Below are 18,610 nucleotides of genomic sequence, written 5' to 3' on the forward strand. Positions count from 1 at the left end.
CGATGTATTCTGTTTATGCCGATGGCGTCTGCATCTACAATGATGCCTTCGCGTTGGACAACATGAAGCTTGCAAGCCCCAAGCTGACGCTGGAAGACAATGCGGCCGGTTCCTTCGTGATGACGGTTCCGCCCTCCAATCTCGGATACAGCACCATCATCCGTATGGTGACTGACATCGCCGTCCACAAGGACGGAAAAGAGATCTGGGCGGGGCGCGTCCTCTCTGAAAACGAGGACTTTTACAGAAACCGGGTGCTTACTTGCGAGGGCGAGCTTGCATTCTTCAACGACAGCACACAGCCGCCTGCGGAGTACGCCGGAGGGACGATTCGTGAGTACCTTGAGGCGATGATCGCCATTCACAACGCAAAGGTCGGAGACAACCGGAAGTTCACCATCGGCATTGTTACTGTGGTGGATGAAGATTTTCCGACTTATTACACCAACTATGAAAAGACCATCACGATCTTGAATGCGTTGGTGGCGCAGTACGGCGGTCATCTGCGGGTGCGTAAGGAAGACGGCATCCGCTATCTCGACTATTTGGCTGATTACCCCGACACTTGCAGCCAGACGATCCAGTTCGGCTCCAACCTCATCGAACACACCAAGGGATGGGATATGACGGAGTTCGCAACGGTCATCGTTCCGCTTGGCAACAGGCTTGACAAGAGCGAGATCGAGGCATTGGACGCCTATCTGACTGTGGAGAGTGTGAATGAGGGCAGCCTTTATGTCCAGTCCTCCGAGGCTGTGAAAACCTATGGCTGGATCGAGAAAACAGTGACATGGGACAGCGTTTCTGATCCTGAAGCGCTGCTGGAAAAGGCGAAGGCATATCTTGCCGACTTACAGTTCGACAATATGGAACTGGAAGTGAGTGCCCTTGACCTCCATTATCTTAATGCGAATGTGGAGGCAGTGAAACTGCTGGACGAGATCCGCGTGATCTCGCGACCGCATGGTCTTGACCGTGTATTTCCTGTCACGAAGCTGGAGATCCCTCTGGACAGCCCGGAGAATACCCAGTTTACGCTCGGCGACACGGTGCAGACAAGCCTTACCAGTGTGAACAACCAGATCAGCGCCGCTATCCTTGAGAAAATCGAGGGTCTCCCCAAGGCGCACAACATCCTGAAAGAGGCAAAAGAAAACGCCACACAGATCATGACAGCGGCCACGACCGGCTACATCACGATCACACGGGACGAATACGGTTCTGACACGCTTTATATTTCCAATATCCGCGACTATACCAAAGCCGACAAGCTCTGGAAATGGAACATGAACGGCCTTGGCTACTCAAAGGATTACGGAAAGACCTTTGGGCTTGCCATTACAATGGATGGTTCTATTGTGGCAGACTATATCACGACCGGTGTTCTCAATGCTGATGTAATCCGTGCCGGTACGCTGAAAGATTATGGCGGAAACTTCTCGCTTGACTTCGAGAGCGGCAAGCTGACGATGAAGAAAGGCTCCATCGACATTGGAGACGGAAACTTCACTGTTGACGAGGAAGGCAACCTTACCGCACGCCGAGGCACCTTTGCGGGTACTCTGGCTGCGGCGAAAGGCACCTTCAGCGGTACGCTGGTCGGTGTGGACGGAAACTTCAAGGGCGTGGTTCAGGCCTCTGACTTCCTTGACCGAGCGGGCAACAGCATGATGGATGACGAGCGATTCAAGTCCAAATATCTGAGCGTCTACGGGCTTACCGTTACCAACGGTGTCCGCACGACCTTTGCTGTTGATTCCAGCGGTTCCGTTACCATAGATGGTAAGGTGACGCTGTCCGCCGGAAGCACGATCAACTGGGCGTCCGTGACGAACCAGAATCTCACCTCCAACCCAGCCTACTCGCTGGCAAGCACGGCGAATGCAAACGCGGCCACTGCAAAGAGCGCAGCAGATGATGCTTACGATGAGGCTTCTGCTGCATGGTCGAGAGCAAATAAGGCCTATCAGGATCGGTGCACCGACCAGAATGTGTTTGATGTGCTCACCTCAGGTGGTACGAAGTTCGGTATTTTCAGCGACTCGTACAGCGGACGGCTTTACATCAATGCCGATTATATTCGCTCCGGCACAATCAATGCCGATTATATCGACCTATCATGCGATTATGGTGGATTCTGCAAAGGGCATGGCTCTGACGGTCAGCATACGACTTATGGCGCGATGATGTATGGTTCTAACGGTCCTGGTTGGGAGCCTTATATTATCGTTACCAATGCCGGCGCCCGTATCTCCGGAACCGGAGCAGACCTTGTAGTTTCCGGCGGCATCACCATGAGTGAAGAGCCAAGTTACGGTTCCGACTTAAGGATCAAGAACAGCATCGACTATGATCTTGCCTCTTATGAGGCGTTCTTCCTGGCGCTGAAGCCATCCACCTTCAAGTACAACAAAGGTACTTCCGGGCGGAAACATTTCGGCTTCATCGCGCAGGATGTAGAACAGGCAATGCTTGACACCGGACTGACGTCGGATCAACTTGCGGCACTTGTCAAAGATCCTGTCAAAGAGATCCTTTCGGATGGCATCATAGACTATCGTTACAGCATCCGATACGGTGAACTTATCGCGCTCAATACGCACATGATCCAGAAACTCTATCAAATGGTCGAAGAACTGCTTCAGCAAAAGGAGGGATAATGTTGAAGAAACAGCTTAAAAATTCAGAAATGGTCGTGATGGTCCAGAACCTGCGGCCGCTTCTTCAGCTCCGCAACAAGATCGGCTATATCGCCGCGAGGAACTTCCGGATGCTTTCTACTGCTCTGACCGAGTATGAAGCATTCAAACACGACCTCATCAACAAATACGGAGAGCCCGACAAGGATGAAAGTGGCAACGAGACCGGAACCATTTCCATCAAGGTTGGCTCTCCTAATTTTAAGGCCTTCTGCGACGAGCTTGCCCCGTTCAACGAGATGGAGCATGAGGTCGAGCTGATGACCGCCAAGTATGAAGATACGATCGGTTGTCTTAGCGGCGAGGAGATTCTGCTGCTCGACTGGATGCTGGAGGACTAAGGAAGGAGTGATTTAGATGGCTGATATCAGCAGCTTTCTGAAAAAAATCCTCAGCGCCATTTATGGCGAAGAGGTTCGCGGCTCCATCCATGATGCTCTGGCGGCGATGAACACGGAGTCCAGCAGCGCGATGGAGTTTGCCTCCACCGCCAAGGATTCTGCACAGGCAAATGCCGCGGCTGCCAAGAAGTCCGCCGAAGATGCCGAGAAAAAGGCGACAAGCGCCTCTGAATCCGCTGCGGCGGCTGCACTCTCCGAGGGGAGCATCAAGACCTCTGAGGAAAATGTCAACAAGCAGGCCGCAGACGCAAAAGAAGCTGCCGCCGGTGCTAAGGCGTCTGAGACAGAGGCGAAGAACTCGGAAGAGATCGCCAAGCAGAAGGCACAGGAGGCCACGGACGCCAAGACAGCGGCGATGCTTGCCGAGGGAGAGGTCAAGGCTGCCGAGGAGCGCGTGAGAACCATCCGCTCGGAGGCTGAGACGCTTGGCGCACAGGCTACTGCTGACCGCAACGCAGCGGAAGAGGCTCGTGCTGCTGCGGAAGCTGCAAGAGACGCGGCGGTGAAGAGTCAAAATGGAGCAAAAGCATCGGAAGATGCCGCTGCTGTATCGAAGACGGACGCCGAAGCCGCTAAAACGGCTGCTGTGGATGCCCGTGACAAGGCGCAGACCGCTAAAACGGCCGCCGAGAACGCGCGGGAGTCCGCCGAGAACTCTGAGGCAAACGCCAAGACTTACAAGGAGTCTGCCGCAGAGAGCGCCGCAACCGCACAGCAGTACAGCGGAAAGCCGCCTAAGCCGGAGAACGGTACCTGGTGGATCTGGGACGCTGAAAAGGGCACCTATGTAAACACCAACATCAGCTGCGAGCTGACCGGCCCGACCGGCAACGGTATCCAGAGCATTCAGTTGACGCAGGGCAATCATACGCCAGGCTCGACTGATATTTACACCGTTACGATGACAGACGGAAGCAAGTACAACATCGCCGTCTACAACGGCCTGAACGGAACGGGTACGGGCGATGTGCTCGGCATCCATTTCGATCTGGTGCTGCCTGCCTCCGGATGGTCGAACGGTTCCATCACTGTGGCGGAGAGCCGCCTTGTGGCCGCTGCCAAGTACAAATACCTCATTGATGCATATGAAGCCAGCCGTGAAGAATACCTCGAATGCAGTGTGCGTCCGAAAGACATCTCCACTACCGGCTTCATTACATTTGTGAACGATACCGACCCGATCAAAGACATCACGGTGAACATCGTGCGTCTTGAACTGTCGGTCAATGCCGAAGAAGGAGGCGAATGATTTGAAAATCGCGATCAAAAGCTGCTTCACCACGCTGGTGGAGGACACTACACTGATCCAGAACGCAGCGACGCCTTATCCGGTCGAATTCGCCTTCAGCAAGGATTGGGACGGGTTCGCAAAGACTGCGCTCTTTGAGGCAGGCGGCGTCAGCATGGCTGTGGTGCTTAGCGAAGACAAGTGCGACATTCCGGGCGAATGCCTGAAGAAAGGCGGTATCCCGCTGAAGATCGCCGTTTATGGCGTCAAGGGCGAGGAACGAAAGTCGACTGGCTGGCATGTGACCAGCAAGATCCTCTTCCCGGCCAATATCAGCGTTGGCACAGGCGGCTCCGGAGACCCGATGGGCGATGAAGCCTACAAGCAGATCATGGGAATCATCGGAGACCCATCAACGGCGGGTTTTGGAAACAAGACGCTGACCGAGGTGATCGTTGAGATCCAGAGAAGCATTTCCGGAACGGCCTCGGATAAAGAGGTCGACGATATGCTGAACGACGCCTTTGCTTCGAGCGACCCGGGCGGAAGCACACCCGACAACACCGCTTCTGACAAAGAAGTGGATGACCTACTCAATGATGTTTTCGGCGAACAGCCGTGAACAAATATATTTAAGGGGGACATGCAATATGTCTACTACCAAGCACACTACTATTGAACAGCTCAAGAAACTGGCGCTGCGCACAAAGAGCGAGATTGGCCTTGTCGACGCTAAGGTTGCCGGCCTGACCACTAAGGTCAATGACCTGGTGACTGCCGGCGGCGAGCCTAACAAGCTGGAAGGCATCAAGCTCAACGGCACTCTGCTGGCCCTGACCGATAAGATCGCCGACATTCTCATCGCTGAGGGCAAGACCAACGGCACCATCTCCGCCAACGGCGTTGATATTCCCGTTCACGGTCTGGCGGCTCTGGCCTACAAGTCCGAGGTTGCTGAGAGCGATCTGGCTGCCGCTCTGAAGGCCATCATCGACGCCAAGGCGAAGCAGGCTGACCTGGATACCCTGACCGGCGACGGCGAAGGCTCCATCAGCAAGATGATCGACAAGGCTATCAACAAGTTCGCCACCGATGTGACCGATGACAATGTGGTCAACAGCTACAAAGAGCTGATCGACTGGGTTGCTAAGCACGGACCTGAGGCGACCAAGATGGCCGGCGGCATCAGCGAGAACAAGACCGCTATCGCCGACCTGAAGACTCTTGTCGGCACGCTGCCCGATGGTGCGACCTCTACCACCGTTGTCGCCTACATCACCGAGGCGATCAATGCTCTGAGCATCGGCGATTACGCCAAGACGACCGAGGTGACTGCCGCGATCAACACCGCCCTGGAGTCTTACTACACCAAGACCCAGGTCGACGAAACCTTTGTCAAGAAGACGGACATCGTGATGGCTACCGACGAGGAAGTCGACGCCATGCTGACCGAAGTCTTCGGCGCTCAGGCTACCGTCTGATCCAGCATATGCGAACGGGGGATGGGGCTTCCTGTCCCCCGTTCCACCTTTTGAAAGGAAGGTAACAACACATGGCAGAGCATAAGCTTTCCACATTTGACCAGCTCAAAAAGCTGGCACTTGCGGGGAAGAGGGATTCCGCCAAGCAGGTAGCTGAATTGGCGGAGCTTGTTGCCGCCGGACTGGAGGATCTCCAGCATATCGGCATCTCTGTTACTCTGCCGGCCGCGAATTGGAGCGGCGGAGCGCAGACTGTTGCACATGCTTCCCTCTTAGCTGACAGCAACTATATTTATCTTGTAGGCGCAGACGCCGGTACCCGTAATGTGTACGACAGTTATGGCGTGAGCGCAGACAATGTAACCACAAGCGGGCAGATGACTTTCCGGTGCGATACAACGCCGACCGTTGACTTGTCCGTCTTTATCATTCGACTGGAGGTCGGAACAGATGAGTAATGTTGGCAAGGTATTCAACCTTTCCGGCGGCGGTGGCAGCGGCTCTCCGAAGATGGAAAGTCTGACTATCGCCACCCCGCCCAACAAGACGGTCTATAAGTCCGGTGAAACTTTCGACCCCACCGGCATGGTCGTTGTGGCAAACTACGGCGAAGGTCTGATGGCAAATGTGACGGGTTACACCGTCTCTCCCTCCGTTCTTACGGACGGGGTGAGCGAAGTTGTCATCACCTACACCGAGGGTCGCATCACGAAGACCGCGACTGTTTCTGTGACGGTGAAAAAGGTGCTTGTCAGCATCGCCATCACCACGCAGCCAGCCAAGACGGTCTACCAGTATCAGGAGAGCCTTGATCCGACGGGCATGGTCGTGACCGCGACCTTCTCGGACGGGAGCACGGCGGCGGTACTGGATTACACCTATCCGACGACGAACTTCTCTACACTGGGGCGTCAGGTCATGAAGCTTGAATACACCTACGAAGGCGTGACGAAGAGCACAGACCTTGTCGTTACGGTGCAGGGCAAGACCATTGCCGTTCCGACGCAGACGAACATCCCGACCTACAACGGTTCGGATAAGACGCCGAGCTGGAACGGCTACGATCCACTCAAAATGGAGATCTCCGGCGTTACGAGCGCCTCTGACGCAGGTGGTTACACGGCGATCTTCAAGCTGTCCTACGGCTATCTGTTCCCGGACGGCACGGATGAGGCCCGCGTAAAGTGGACGATCGACCGCGCTGTCATCTCGGCTTTGCCGACGCAGACGGGAACGCTTGTTGCCGACGGCACGAGCAAGACACCGAGCTGGAACGGCTATGACACCAACAAGATGACCATTGGCGGCGATACCTCCGGTACGGCTGCCGGTGAGTACACGGCGACCTTTACACCGACTTCCAACTACAAGTGGTCCGACGGCAGCACAGGCGCCAAGGAAGTGAAGTGGACGATCATCTCGGTGCTCGTTTCCATTCCTTCGCAGAGCGGTACGCTGACCTACAACGGCAGCGCCCAGACGCCGAAGTGGCAGAATTTCGACAATGAGAACTCCTCTGTGAGCGTATCTGCCAAGACGAATGCCGGCGAGTACATGGCGACCTTTACCTTGAAGAAGGGTATGTGGACGGACGGTACGACCGCGGCAAAGACCATCAAGTGGACCATCGGCAGAGCTACCATCGCGGCGGTCCCCGCCCAGAACGGCACGCTTGTCTATGACGGCAACCCGAAGACTCCTTCGTGGAATACCGCCTATGACTCGGCAAAGATGACCGTTTCCGTGACGGCCGCTACCAACGCAGGCACTTACAGCGCCACCTTTACGCCGACTTCCAACTACAAGTGGTCCGACGGCAGCACCGGAGGCAAGACAGTATCGTGGACGATCGGCAAGGCCGTGAACAGCGTGACCAATTCGCCGAGCTCCATCATGCTGAAGAGCAGTGCCAAGACCGCAACCTTTACGGTGAACCGCAAGGGCAACGGTACGATCACAGCCACCTCGAACAACACGAGCGTCGCGAAGATCAAATCCATCAATCAAAGCACCGGCGTTGTGACCGTTGAGAGCGTGAACGACACGACCGGCACGGCCAAGATCACCGTCAAGGTCGCCGAGGGGACGAACTACAAGGCGGCTTCTGATACGACGGTCAATGTGACGGCCACTTTCGTCACGATCTACGGCGTTGAGTGGGATTGGACGAGCAGCGGCCAGACCAAGGGCACGCGCACAGACGCGGCGGCAGGCTTCGGTGACCCGTCTCCGGCGGTGAACAACGGCAGTGGCTCTTCTCCATTTGACAACCTGATGCCGTGGTCCGGCATGGTGAAGGAGACCCGCAGCGGCGGCGTTGAGGTCAAGGAGCCAAAGTATTGGTTCAAGTGGACGAAGACCGGCAAGAAGCTGAAGCTCCAGATCGCGGACGGTTATGTCGAGGGCTTCTCCGTCGACCCTGTAAACAGGGATCGCGGGGACGGCCTTGGCGAGCTGGACTACTCCTACATCGGCCGTTATCACTGCGCCAGCGGTTATAAGTCCACCACGGGCGCCGCACAGCAGGTAAACATCACGAGAAGCCAGGCGAGAACCGGCATCCATAACCTCGGTGCTAACTTCTGGCAGATGGATTTCGCTCAGTTCTGGTATGTGAATATGTTGTTTCTCGTGGAATTTGCCGACTGGAACGGCGAGCGCATCGGCAGAGGCTGCTCTACGAACGGTTCCAAGATGAACAACGGTCAGACCGACGCGATGGGTTATCACACCGGTACGACCGCGGCAAGCCGCGACAGCTACGGCTTCACGCAGTATCGCAACATCGAAGGCTGGTGGGACAATGTTTATGACTGGATGGACGGCTGCTATTACAACAATAACGGCCTGAATGTCATCAGCAATCCCAACAACTTCAGCGACAGCGCGAATGGCACGCTGGTCGGCACGCCCTCTTCGGGCTATCCGTCCGACTTCACCATTCCGACAGCAAGCGGTCTTGAATGGGCACTGTTCCCGAGCGCGGCAAACGGCAGTCAAACGACTTATGTCCCGGATGACTGGTTCTTCAGTGGTAGATATCCGTGCCTGTACCATGGCGGTAGCTATAACCAGGACCAGTATCACGGTCCGTTCTTCATCATCTACTTCAACAGCGCGTCGGTCACGAACGACAACATCGGCTGTCGCCTCCAGGAACGCCCGCCAAAGGCGGCGTGACTGTTCCCCTGAAGAGGTAGGGGTGCAGGGGTGAGGGGGCCGCAGCCCCTTCCCCTTGCATTTCACTGATATTTTTAAGAAAAACAACAATTTAACATGGGGTCAACTGTGCAGCAGACGATGGTCCCGGATAACTGGAACTTCAATGGTAGATATCCGTGCCTGTACCATGGCGGTAACTATAACCAGAACCAGAATCACGGTCCGTTCTACATCAACTACAACAACGCGTCGAACACGAACGACAACATCGGCTGTCGCATCCTTGCTGAGCCACAGGCTAACCCTCCATTTGGTAGTAGGGGTTCCTCACCCTTTCTATATCGCACGGTTGACCGCACAGCACTTGCTGAAGAAAAGCCGACAGGACACAGCTTAGTACACTTCGGGCCAGGTCTCGCCTTGGAACACCCCGCGGCGCTGGAACGGTTGTGAGGCTACAAGGAGGAAAAACATCCCTGATGAAACGAGTTCGAGTTTACAAAGAGATCATATCAGACGAAAACCTTCGTCTGGCAATTCGGGAAGTGAACGCCGGCCATCGGCGAAACGGCAATCACAGCCTGAACAAAAAGGTCATTGAGATCGAAAATAATATGGATGAATATGTGGAGAAGCTCCGAGCATTCATCCAAGGTCTGGTCGACGGAGACGAGCACATGCACCCTCCCCTTAAGCGACGGCGCTGGGACCGCAACGCGGACAGCGGCAAAGGCAAATGGAGAGACATCAACGAGCCGCTTCTGTGGCCGGACCAATATGTTCACCACGCTGTTGTGCAGCCGATGATCCCGCACATTATGCGGAGCATGGACCGGTACTGCATCGCAAGCGTCCCCGGCCGAGGGAACTCCTACGGCGTCAAGGCATTGAAGAAGTGGATGAAGAACGATGTGGAGGGCACGAAGTATTGCTGCGAGTGCGACATTTACCACTGCTTTGAGGAGCTTGATCCGCCGTATGTCATTGAAGCCTTGAAGCGGGTGTTCAAGGACACCGAAACGCTCTGGCTGTGCGACGCCATTATGGAATACGGAGTCCTCATCGGCGCATTCTTCTCCGCATGGTTTCTCCATTTGACACTCCAGCCCTTGGATCTGATGATCCATAAAAAGCAGTATGGCGTATCACACTATCTGCGGCAGATGGACAACTTCACGATCTTCGGCTCCAACAAGCGAAAGCTGAGGAGGCTGCTGGAGGATATCAAGAAGTGGCTTGCCGAGATCGGAATGAAGATCAAAGGTAACTGGCAGATCTTCCGCGTCGGGTTTACGCCAAAAGTCGAGAGAGCACATCAGGCTTTGCCGAAGAAAAAGCAACGGCACCGCCGCCCGCGCTTACCATCGGCTCTTGGATACCGATTCGGACACGGTTACACGATCTTGCGAAAGCATAATCTATTCCGGCTCAAGCAATCGCTTCATCTTTACTACTACCGGCGAGACAGGAACCGCGTCATCTCATTCAAGAGGGCTTCGGGACTGATCTCACGGCTCGGACAGCTTCGCAAATGCAATCATCAGCAGGTTTTGGACAGGCATTATCAGCCCAAGACGATGTTTGCACTGAAGAAAGTCGTCCGAAAGGAGTGCAGAAGACTTCAGGCATTATATCCGCCATACCAGGCGGCATAAAAAGGAGTGATTTTCATGAAAGTACAGGGAATGGTCAACCCCGGCAGCTTTACTGTGGAAGAGATCCCCGGTACCAAACGAAGTCTTGTCCGTCTCTACCAGAATGTGGAGGCGTGCAAGATCGCTAAGGATGCCGAGGACAAGGAAGGCCTTGACGGGTTCCAGTATGACGAATACTGCGTTGAGGTCGAGAGTTGGCCCGGACTTGCTGCCAGCGTGCGGGAGAACTACGACACCTACCTTGCAAAGGGTAAGGACAATGAGGTCGACCGCAGTAACTATGCGTTGTTCCGCGCTCAGAAAAACACAGACTCCATCGTCCAGGATACGGACGCGATGAGCGTGGATCACGAATACCGACTGACCCTGCTTGAGCTGGGTCTCTCGGAATAATTGAGAAAGGAGGAAAACGACTATGCTGTATCGCACTCTGAAGCGCATGATCGAGCGCGGCCAGACCAACGGCCTTGAGGAAAAGATCGACATTTTCTTCGCAGCCGGCAAGCTGACCGAAAGCGAGTATCAGGAGCTCATCGCCATGCTCAAGGCAGAATGAACGCACCGGAGGATTGAGATGTGACTATTCAAGAGATTTTAGCCGGCGGGGGCGGTCTGCTCCTGATCCTTATGACCCTGGTGCAAATCGCCCCCGTCAAAATCAACCCCTGGTCAGCACTCGCCAAAGCCATTGGCAAGGCGATCAATGCTGACATTTCAAAGCGCCTCGACGAGATTGAGAAAAAGCTGGACTCACATATCAAAACGGATGATCAAGGCCGGGCCGATGACTGGCGAGCGGCGATACTCCGATTTAACAATGAGCTGCTTCGTCCGATCCGTCATACGAAGGAAGAATTCGTAGAGGTACTTGGGTATATCGACAAGTACGAGCATTATTGCGAAAAGAACCCTGAGTATCCAAACAGCCGAGCGGAAATTGCCATTGAGAACATTCGAGAGGTGTATAAGGTCCGGCTGAAGAAACGAGACTTCCTTCAGGACGAGGATAAGAAGGAGGTGGCGACGCTGTGAGCAGGTGGGGCATCGGCCTTTCCGAGCAAATGAAAGCCTGCAAAGAAGCGGAACCGTTCACTGATATTTTGGAGGGGGATGGGGGTGTTCCTGAAAAGGACCCCCCGTCTTCTTCCAAAGCAGGGTTCAAGGTCACCACGATGAAGATTATCGTGTGGGTCTGCATTCTCAACGGACTTGCATGGGTATGGTGCAGCTATATCCTTGCATTGCTCGGACGGGAGCAGATCGCAGAGGCCTTGTCACAGGTCGCGCTCAAGGAGATCATCGGCGTGGTGCTGATCTACGGTCTCAAGGCGCTGTTTGAAAACCTGAGCAAGAACAACTCGTGGCCTGACAAGGGAAACTCTACTCCGCCCGAAGACGGAGCGGGATAACAGGAGGAAAAGAATATGGAGAGTGTACTGAACTGGTCTGTCATCATCAGCATCATTGGCGTGCTGGTGGTGCTGACGAACATTGTGGTACAGGTACTCAAGAAAGTAACCTGGGACAAGCTGCCGACGAATGCTCTGGCGATGATCGTTTCGCTGGTGCTGACGCTCGGCGCTTTCTTTGCATATTGTTCCATCAAGGGGATCGCTGTTGTGTGGTATATGGTGTTTGCCGCGGTGGTCCTCGCGTTCATGGTGGCTTATGCGGCAATGTTCGGATTTGACAAGCTGAAAGAAGCCCTCGGGCAGATCCATAAGTAGTGATTAGAGGTCGAAAAAGGTGTAGGAGAGCCGGTTATTTCTTGACTACTCCTACACCTATGGCCTAAAAGTGGCGTGGGGACTGGATTTGATGCTTCTATTATAAAATACGTGCTAAAATAAAGTCAACCGCCGCTCTGCGGAATTCAAAAAAGGAGGACTGCCCTGTGATGGACAGAGAATTTTGGATGGGACCCAGTTTTCCCCAGCAGCCCCGAGAACTGTTGAACCGCTTGAAATCCTATGGTGTCTGCGTGGTGGCAGATGCCCTGAAGGGCTTTAACGCCATGAACGGCTCTATTCAGCCGGTGGTACCGGGCAAATGCATATGCGGTTGTGCGGTAACCGTGCGTCTGCACCCCGGAGACAATTTGTTGCTCCATAAGGCCATTGAGTCCGCCCAGCCCGGGGACATTCTGGTGCTGGACACCAACAGCAGCTATCGCAGGGCCGTCATCGGCGGAATCATGTCCGGGGCCGCTTTCGGCAAAGGCATCGGCGGCTTGGTGGTGGATGGCGCCGTCCGGGATGTGGAGGAGCTCCGCGCCCACGGCTGGCCGGTGTTCGCCGCCGCCGTGGTTCCCTGCGCCGCGGACAGCGATGGCCCCGGCCAGCTGAATCACCCCATCAGCTGCGGCGGTGTGCCGGTCCATCCGGGAGATATCATCCTGGCGGATGACAACGGCGTCGCCGTCATCCCCCCACATGGGTGGAGTGGGTGCTGGAGGGCTGTGAAAAGCGGCATCAGTCCGAGGCCCGCCGCATGGCGGAGATCCGACAGGGGCAGCTGACCTCCGCCGCTGTGCTGGGCAAGCTGGAAAAGCTGGGACTGTGAGGAGGGGCAGCATGATCTCCAAACTGGAACGCCTTTTGTCCGGCGGGACCGTGACGTGGGACCGTCTCCTGGTGACGGACGGCCTGTCCCCGGAGGCAGTGGAGCAGATCACCGCTGTCTCCCCCGCCGCGCCGGACCGGGTCTGGGTGGTCATTGATCACGACACTCCCGCCGGCTCCGTGGCGGTGGCGGAAAAACAGAAAGCCCTGCTGGACTGGGCCCGGCAGACCGGCGCCGTCTTCCGCTCCGGCCGGGGCATCGGGTATGCCCTGCTGCTGGAGTCCGGGCTGCGGGAGGGCGAGATCGTCCTCTCCGGCGGAGCCCATGCCGCGGCGGTGGGAGCCGCCGGCGCGGTGGGCCTGTCCCTGCCTCCGGCGGAGCTGGCCGGCGCGCTGGAGAGCGGGCAGATCTCCCTGTCCCCGGCTCCGCCGCTGCGGCTGGCGGTGACCGGCCCGCTCTCTCCCTATCTCTCCGTCCGGGATCTGGCCTGGACCCTGATCCGGAGCGGCCAGTGCAGCGGAAAAGCCGTGGTCATCCGGGCGCCGCAGCTGACCGCCGCCCAGGCCATGGACCTGTGCGGCCTGCTGGGCGCCGCCGGAGCTGTGACCGCGCTCTGTGTGCGGGAGGACTTCCCGGCAGATGAGACGGTGGATCTGACTGCCCTTCAGCCCATGGCAACGCCGCCCGGGGACGCCGCGCGGGTCGTTCCCGCCGGAGAAACCGACGGACTGCGGGTGAATCAGGTGTTCATCGGCGGCTGCGGCGGCGGGAGCCTGGAGGCCCTGCGGGAGACAGCGGACCTCTGGCGGGGCCGGACCGTATGCCCCTATGTGCGGGTCATGGTGGCGCCCGCCACTTCCTCTGTCTATGTCCAGGCACTAGAGGAAGGGCTTCTGGATGTTTTTCTGGATGCCGGGGCGTTGGTGATGAACCAGGGCTGTTCCGCCTGCTGGGCCCAGAGCCAGGGGCGGTGCGATCAGGCGGAGGTGTTCGTCTCCACTGGCTCCATCAACTGTGCCGGCTGGGCGGGCAGAGCCCACAGCGGCATCTGCCTGACCACGGTCCGCCGGGCCGCCCAGGCGGCGCTGTCCGGCAGTCTCTATGGTTCCTGAGAGGAGGTCCGCCATGGAACAGACGTTTTGCAGCCGCATCTGGCGGCTGAGCGACAATATCGATACTGATATCATCATCATGAGCAAGTATCTGGCCAAGCCCTCCCTCCGGGAGATGGTCCCCCATCTGTTCGAGCCCCTGCGGCCAGAGCTGGCCGCCCGGCTGCGGCCCGGGGATGCCATCGTGGCCGGGGAGAACTTCGGCTGCGGCTCCTCCCGGGAGATGGCTGCCTCCGTCCTCAAAACCGCGGGCATCCGCTGCATCATCGCCAAGAGCTTTGCCAAGATCTTTTTCCGCAATGCCATCAACAACGGCCTGCTGCTGATCGAGTGCCGGGACCTGTATGACCGCTGCCGGGAAGGCGACACTGTGAAGGTGGAGGTAGGCCGGCAGATCATCTGCAACGGCACGGCCTACCCTGTCCCCGGTATGAGCACGGAGGTACTGGATATCCTCCGTTACGGCGGCCTGGTGTCCCGGATGCGGGCGCTGGACAAATCTCTCCCGGCCGCTCCCGCTCCACGGGACACGCTGCGGGACGTCCACCGTCCAGGCCATACCCTGGCGGAGCAGCTCCTCATCCACAACACCGGCGCACAGGACCTACGCCCCGGAGACGTGGTGACGGTCCGGGTGGACGAGGCGGTCCTCCATGATATCTACACCCCTTATATCTTCCAGCAGTTCCGGGACATGGGATTCTATCATGTGTATGACCCGGACCGGATCTCCGTCATGGTGGACCATCTGTACCCCACCTGTCTGGATGATGACCCCCGATGCTTCCGGTACAGCCGCCGCTTCCAGGACGAGTATGGCGTGAAGCGCCTCTATGTGGCGGACGGCATCAGCCATCAGCTGGCGCTGGAGGAGCGTCTGGCCGCCCCCGGCAAGATCATCTTCGGCACGGACAGCCACACCACCACCTACGGTGCCGTGGGCGCCTTCGCCTCCGGCGTCGGCTATACGGAGATGGCCTCCATCATCGGCTGCGGGCAGCTGTGGGTCCGGGTCCCCTCCGCCATCAAGGTGGTGGTGAACGGGACCCTGCCCAAAGGTGTCTTTCCCAAGGACATCATCCTGCGGGTACTGGGAGACCTGACTGCCGCCGGTGCCATCTACAAGTCCCTGGAATTCACAGGCTCTACCATTCAGCAGCTCAGCATCTCCGGCCGGGCCGCCATCGCCAACATGGCAGTGGAGTGCGGGGCCAAGGCGGCCCTGTTCGCCCCGGACGAAAAGACCGCCGCCTTCTGCGGCGTGGACCTGGCGGACTGTGACTGGCTTCGCTTTGACGGGGATGCCCGGTACGAACGGGTCCTGACCTATGACGCAGGCACTTTCCGGCCTTATCTCTCCTGCCCCTACGGGGTGGACAACGTACACCCCATCGAGGATGTAGCGGGCACGCCGGTGGATCAGGTGTTCATCGGCAGCTGCACCAATGGCCGTCTGGAGGATCTGGCCGCGGCGGCGGCAGTGCTGAAAGGACACGCCATCGCCCCCTTTGTCCGGCTGATCGTGACGCCGGCCTCCAGAGCTGTCTACCGGGAGGCCGCCCGGCTGGGATACCTGAAGACGCTGGTGGAGGCAGGCGCCATGGTGACCCATCCATACTGCTCTCTGTGCCAGGGCCGCAGCGGCGGTCTGGTCAGCGGAGCGCAGGTGGTCATCGGCACCCACAACCGCAACTTCATCGGCCGTATGGGCAGCCCTGCCGCCCGGACTTTTCTGGCCAGTCCCGCAGTGGCCGCGGCCTCCGCGCTGGAGGGACGCATCGCCGACCCCGCGCCCTATTTGTGACGGTCCCAGATCAGGCCCGCTTCCGGGGTACCCCAACACAGGCCCCCGGCTGTCTGGTGTAGCCGGGAGCCTGTGTTCTGTGAGGGTCGGGTGAGCGGGCTTTATGTCCAGGTGTAATTCTCCACAAAGTTCAGGATGGTCTTGTTGAACTGCTCCGGGTCCTCCAGGAACATCACATGTCCCAGATCCAAGAATTCGTGGAAGCAGCAATTACCATTCACCAAATCCCGATAGTGCCGCCCCATTTCGATCCCCGGGGGATGGCCGGGCTGTCCGCACAGCACAGCAGGAGGGGAATGTCGATCTTGGAGAGAGTCTCTGTATAATCCTTGAACAAAAAATCGTTATACAGAGCAAAGGCGATATATACCGGCAGCTTCTTCATTTCCGTACTGACCCAGTCCTCGTCCTCCTGACAAGGCGGTGTATGGAAGCAGAGCCGGGTAAACGTCCGGGCGTAATCATCGTGGTGGGAGAGCGCGTTCTCCAAGGTGGCAGTCATGGCGTCCATGTTGAAGCCCGCCAAAGAATGGCTGTTCCAGGACTCCGGCGAAAAAGGGTACAAGGCAGAGTCGATGACGCCGATCTTCTTCAGATGCTCGTCGCCGAACTGCTCGTAGTACTCCATCACCACACTGCTGCCCATAGACCAGCCCAGCAGTGTCACATCCTCCAGGCCCAAATACTCAATGAGTTCATGAACATCCTTGGCACAGCGGTCCATAGTGAGATTTTGAAGCGTTTTTGACGAAGAACCGTGCCCCCGCCAGTCTATCAGCACCAGCCGGTGATCGGCGGAGAGGGCATCAATATTTTTATAGAAAAATTTGGACGAGCAGAGAAAGCCATGGAGGATCATGATCGGCTCCCCCTTGTCCTTGCCGTAGTCCTCAAAATAGATCCAGGCGCCGTCGCTGACCTGAAGGAAATTGTCCTTGCTCCTGATCATACCTCTACTTCCTTTCTTAGTCTTTCAATGTATCGATCTTGGCATACTTCTCATCATAGTCCTCACAGAAGAACACCTGGAAATATCCCAGCTTGACCCGTTCTTTCTGCGTGGCATAGCTGACAGCCACCAACAGCACCAGAGAGATCAGCCAGGCAGGCAGGAAAGCGTGGACACCCCCCAGCGCCGCAGCCCACCACTCCTTTGTGGATGGGATCACGCCGGAGATGAAATAAAGAATGACGTATGCGGCAAAACCGCCCACCGTAGAGGCGAACATTCCCTTTGCTGTGGCTTTCTTCCAGTACATGCCCACCAGAACAGGGAAGTACCAGGCCGCTGCAAGGGCTGCCAGGGCGAAGTTGATCATGTACTGGGTCAGGGTAGAGGGCTTCAGGGCGATCAACGTCGCCACCAGGGAGATGCCCAATACAAATGCGGTGTTGATGGTGCTCTGGGTCTTGGGAGGCGTGTTTGGCTTCCAGCAGTCCACCACGAAGTCCTTGGCCAGTATGGACGCACCGGCCATGGCCAGCCCCGCGAGAGAGGACTGGATCGCAGCAAAGATCCCGCAGAAAATGATGCCGCCCATCCAGGAGGGCAGGAGATTGGTGGCGTTGAAGATGGTCGTATAGTCCGCAGTCTCCAGGCCGGGGTTAATGGCCCGGGTCAGGGGGCCGGTGAAGCACATGATGCCCTGGATCAGAGTAAATACACAGCAGGAAATGATGACGCCCTGCTTCAACTTCTTATGGTTGTTGTAGGTCATCGTGACCGACAGGGCGTGGGGTACAGCGCCCAGGCCCACGCCGGCAAACAACGCAGTGCCCATAGCGTTCCAGAAGGTGAAGCCTGTGTCCGCCTGGATCGCGCCGGGGAAGGCTGTGCCCAGATACTCCATGGCGGCCTGGACACTGCCGTACTTTTCCACGTTGTCGGCAATCAGAACACCGATGATGGAGAACGTGGCAATCAGCATGATGACACCTTGAATGCTGGCCACCTTGGCCATGGACTTGATCCCTCCGGAGACGGTGTAGATCACAGTGATGACGATGGTCAGCAGGATGCCCAAGTAGTAGGAGTTGGAGCCGGTGACAGCGGCGAAGACCTTGGCGCCGGAGGTGATCTGACCCACGGCGAAAAAAGTCAGGCCGAAAGCTCCGGTGATAGCCAGCGCCCCCACGACCTTTTTAGACTGGAACCGCAGCCCCAAAAGCTGCTGGAACGTGACGGCACCGGTGCGGTCACGCAGGATCGCCACTTTGCGCCCCACGCTGCCCAGGCCATAGGCAGCAGTCAGGAAACCGGCGTAATAGACCAATGCAGCTGTGAATCCAACGGAATACCCAAGGCCGGGCGCGGCCACCATGGTGCCGCCGGCCATGGAATTTGTAGCGGCGATCATGGCGATGGCAAAGGCTCCCAGCCCGCCGCCGCCCGTCAGAAAGGAGGCCAGGCCGTCTTTACCGCCCTTTTTGGATTGATATTTGATGTAGAAGCCGAAGCCCACGATAACAACGCTGTAAACGGCAAAGATGATCAACATGACCCGAG

The 18,610-nt window shown here is 57.2% G+C and carries 19 protein-coding genes; 16 read left to right on the plus strand and 3 right to left on the minus strand.

Annotated elements, in window-relative coordinates; translation table 11 throughout:
* The first annotated feature begins 2 nt into the window (after positions 1-2).
* The 16 genes from EIO64_RS04570 to EIO64_RS04650 all read left to right on the plus strand — a co-directional run bounded on the left by EIO64_RS04570 (position 3) and on the right by EIO64_RS04650 (position 16,104).
* A complete protein-coding gene (locus EIO64_RS04570; protein WP_136890863.1) occupies positions 3-2,660 on the plus strand; it encodes a phage tail protein in 2,658 nt (885 codons plus the stop codon).
* Between the two features lie 2 nt (positions 2,661-2,662).
* Positions 2,663-3,040, plus strand: coding sequence for a hypothetical protein (locus tag EIO64_RS04575; protein ID WP_158629696.1), 378 nt, complete (start codon positions 2,663-2,665; stop codon positions 3,038-3,040).
* A gap of 16 nt (positions 3,041-3,056) precedes the next feature.
* The gene (locus EIO64_RS04580; RefSeq protein ID WP_136890865.1) at positions 3,057-4,349 is read left to right on the plus strand and encodes a cell envelope integrity TolA family protein; all 1,293 of its coding nucleotides are present in this window, start codon (positions 3,057-3,059) and stop codon (positions 4,347-4,349) included.
* Position 4,350: 1 nt separating this feature from the next.
* On the plus strand, positions 4,351-4,950 hold the full coding sequence (locus EIO64_RS04585; protein ID WP_136890866.1) for a hypothetical protein: 600 nt from the start codon (positions 4,351-4,353) through the stop codon (positions 4,948-4,950).
* Positions 4,951-4,978: 28 nt separating this feature from the next.
* A complete protein-coding gene (locus EIO64_RS04590; protein ID WP_136890867.1) occupies positions 4,979-5,809 on the plus strand; it encodes a hypothetical protein in 831 nt (276 codons plus the stop codon).
* 71 nt (positions 5,810-5,880) lie between these two features.
* Complete coding sequence (locus EIO64_RS04595) at positions 5,881-6,267, plus strand: hypothetical protein (RefSeq protein ID WP_136890868.1); 387 nt, start codon at positions 5,881-5,883, stop codon at positions 6,265-6,267.
* A complete protein-coding gene (locus EIO64_RS04600) occupies positions 6,260-8,989 on the plus strand; it encodes a bacterial Ig-like domain-containing protein (protein WP_136890869.1) in 2,730 nt (909 codons plus the stop codon). The genes EIO64_RS04595 and EIO64_RS04600 overlap by 8 nt, the downstream gene beginning before the upstream one ends.
* A gap of 461 nt (positions 8,990-9,450) precedes the next feature.
* Positions 9,451-10,626 carry an RNA-dependent RNA polymerase family protein gene (locus tag EIO64_RS04605; protein WP_136890870.1) on the plus strand — a complete coding sequence of 392 codons (1,176 nt, stop codon included), beginning with the start codon at positions 9,451-9,453 and terminating at the stop codon, positions 10,624-10,626.
* Positions 10,627-10,641: 15 nt separating this feature from the next.
* Positions 10,642-11,019, plus strand: a complete 378-nt coding sequence (locus EIO64_RS04610) for a hypothetical protein (protein ID WP_136890871.1) — start codon at positions 10,642-10,644, stop codon at positions 11,017-11,019.
* A gap of 22 nt (positions 11,020-11,041) precedes the next feature.
* Entirely contained in the window at positions 11,042-11,182 is a 141-nt protein-coding gene (locus EIO64_RS04615; RefSeq protein WP_170180085.1) for a hypothetical protein, read from the plus strand.
* Between the two features lie 20 nt (positions 11,183-11,202).
* Entirely contained in the window at positions 11,203-11,658 is a 456-nt protein-coding gene (locus EIO64_RS04620; RefSeq protein WP_136890872.1) for a hypothetical protein, read from the plus strand.
* Complete coding sequence (locus EIO64_RS04625; RefSeq protein WP_136890873.1) at positions 11,655-12,035, plus strand: hypothetical protein; 381 nt, start codon at positions 11,655-11,657, stop codon at positions 12,033-12,035. Before EIO64_RS04620 ends, EIO64_RS04625 begins: the two co-directional genes overlap by 4 nt.
* Positions 12,036-12,050: 15 nt before the next feature.
* Positions 12,051-12,353, plus strand: a complete 303-nt coding sequence (locus EIO64_RS04630; protein ID WP_136890874.1) for a hypothetical protein — start codon at positions 12,051-12,053, stop codon at positions 12,351-12,353.
* Positions 12,354-12,523: 170 nt separating this feature from the next.
* Positions 12,524-13,144: an RraA family protein gene (locus EIO64_RS04635; protein ID WP_136890875.1), complete on the plus strand. Its 621-nt coding sequence runs from the start codon at positions 12,524-12,526 to the stop codon at positions 13,142-13,144.
* A gap of 55 nt (positions 13,145-13,199) precedes the next feature.
* Positions 13,200-14,300, plus strand: coding sequence for an aconitase family protein (locus EIO64_RS04640; protein ID WP_136890876.1), 1,101 nt, complete (start codon positions 13,200-13,202; stop codon positions 14,298-14,300).
* Between the two features lie 13 nt (positions 14,301-14,313).
* Positions 14,314-16,104 carry an aconitase/3-isopropylmalate dehydratase large subunit family protein gene (locus tag EIO64_RS04650; RefSeq protein ID WP_158629697.1) on the plus strand — a complete coding sequence of 597 codons (1,791 nt, stop codon included), beginning with the start codon at positions 14,314-14,316 and terminating at the stop codon, positions 16,102-16,104.
* Positions 16,105-16,205: 101 nt separating this feature from the next.
* On the opposite strand, the gene EIO64_RS04655 is transcribed toward EIO64_RS04650, so the two are convergent.
* Genes EIO64_RS04655 through EIO64_RS04665 form a run of 3 tightly spaced genes read right to left on the minus strand, consistent with a single transcriptional unit; the run spans position 16,206 to position 18,602 of the window.
* Entirely contained in the window at positions 16,206-16,295 is a 90-nt protein-coding gene (locus EIO64_RS04655; protein ID WP_207754066.1) for an alpha/beta hydrolase, read from the minus strand.
* Positions 16,296-16,321: 26 nt separating this feature from the next.
* Positions 16,322-17,053, minus strand: coding sequence for an alpha/beta fold hydrolase (locus tag EIO64_RS04660; protein ID WP_136890879.1), 732 nt, complete (start codon positions 17,051-17,053; stop codon positions 16,322-16,324).
* A gap of 16 nt (positions 17,054-17,069) precedes the next feature.
* Complete coding sequence (locus EIO64_RS04665; RefSeq protein WP_249390803.1) at positions 17,070-18,602, minus strand: sodium:solute symporter family transporter; 1,533 nt, start codon at positions 18,600-18,602, stop codon at positions 17,070-17,072.
* Positions 18,603-18,610 lie beyond the last annotated feature (8 nt).

Origin of the sequence: Dysosmobacter welbionis (assembly GCF_005121165.3) — a bacterium.
Lineage (GTDB): Bacteria > Bacillota > Clostridia > Oscillospirales > Oscillospiraceae > Oscillibacter > Oscillibacter welbionis.

What these genes read in the sequence shown, in the direction of transcription:
- EIO64_RS04580 (WP_136890865.1), top strand. Translation starts at nt 3,057, where the DNA reads ATGGCTGATATCAGCAGCTTTCTGAAAAAAATCCTCAGCGCCATTTAT.
- EIO64_RS04590 (WP_136890867.1), top strand. Translation starts at nt 4,979, where the DNA reads ATGTCTACTACCAAGCACACTACTATTGAACAGCTCAAGAAACTGGCG.
- EIO64_RS04660 (WP_136890879.1), bottom strand. Translation starts at nt 17,053, where the DNA reads ATGATCAGGAGCAAGGACAATTTCCTTCAGGTCAGCGACGGCGCCTGG.
- EIO64_RS04630 (WP_136890874.1), top strand. Translation starts at nt 12,051, where the DNA reads ATGGAGAGTGTACTGAACTGGTCTGTCATCATCAGCATCATTGGCGTG.
- EIO64_RS04640 (WP_136890876.1), top strand. Translation starts at nt 13,200, where the DNA reads ATGATCTCCAAACTGGAACGCCTTTTGTCCGGCGGGACCGTGACGTGG.
- EIO64_RS04615 (WP_170180085.1), top strand. Translation starts at nt 11,042, where the DNA reads ATGCTGTATCGCACTCTGAAGCGCATGATCGAGCGCGGCCAGACCAAC.
- EIO64_RS04650 (WP_158629697.1), top strand. Translation starts at nt 14,314, where the DNA reads ATGGAACAGACGTTTTGCAGCCGCATCTGGCGGCTGAGCGACAATATC.
- EIO64_RS04635 (WP_136890875.1), top strand. Translation starts at nt 12,524, where the DNA reads ATGGACAGAGAATTTTGGATGGGACCCAGTTTTCCCCAGCAGCCCCGA.
- EIO64_RS04605 (WP_136890870.1), top strand. Translation starts at nt 9,451, where the DNA reads ATGAAACGAGTTCGAGTTTACAAAGAGATCATATCAGACGAAAACCTT.
- EIO64_RS04595 (WP_136890868.1), top strand. Translation starts at nt 5,881, where the DNA reads ATGGCAGAGCATAAGCTTTCCACATTTGACCAGCTCAAAAAGCTGGCA.
- EIO64_RS04570 (WP_136890863.1), top strand. Translation starts at nt 3, where the DNA reads ATGTATTCTGTTTATGCCGATGGCGTCTGCATCTACAATGATGCCTTC.
- EIO64_RS04665 (WP_249390803.1), bottom strand. Translation starts at nt 18,602, where the DNA reads ATGTTGATCATCTTTGCCGTTTACAGCGTTGTTATCGTGGGCTTCGGC.
- EIO64_RS04610 (WP_136890871.1), top strand. Translation starts at nt 10,642, where the DNA reads ATGAAAGTACAGGGAATGGTCAACCCCGGCAGCTTTACTGTGGAAGAG.
- EIO64_RS04600 (WP_136890869.1), top strand. Translation starts at nt 6,260, where the DNA reads ATGAGTAATGTTGGCAAGGTATTCAACCTTTCCGGCGGCGGTGGCAGC.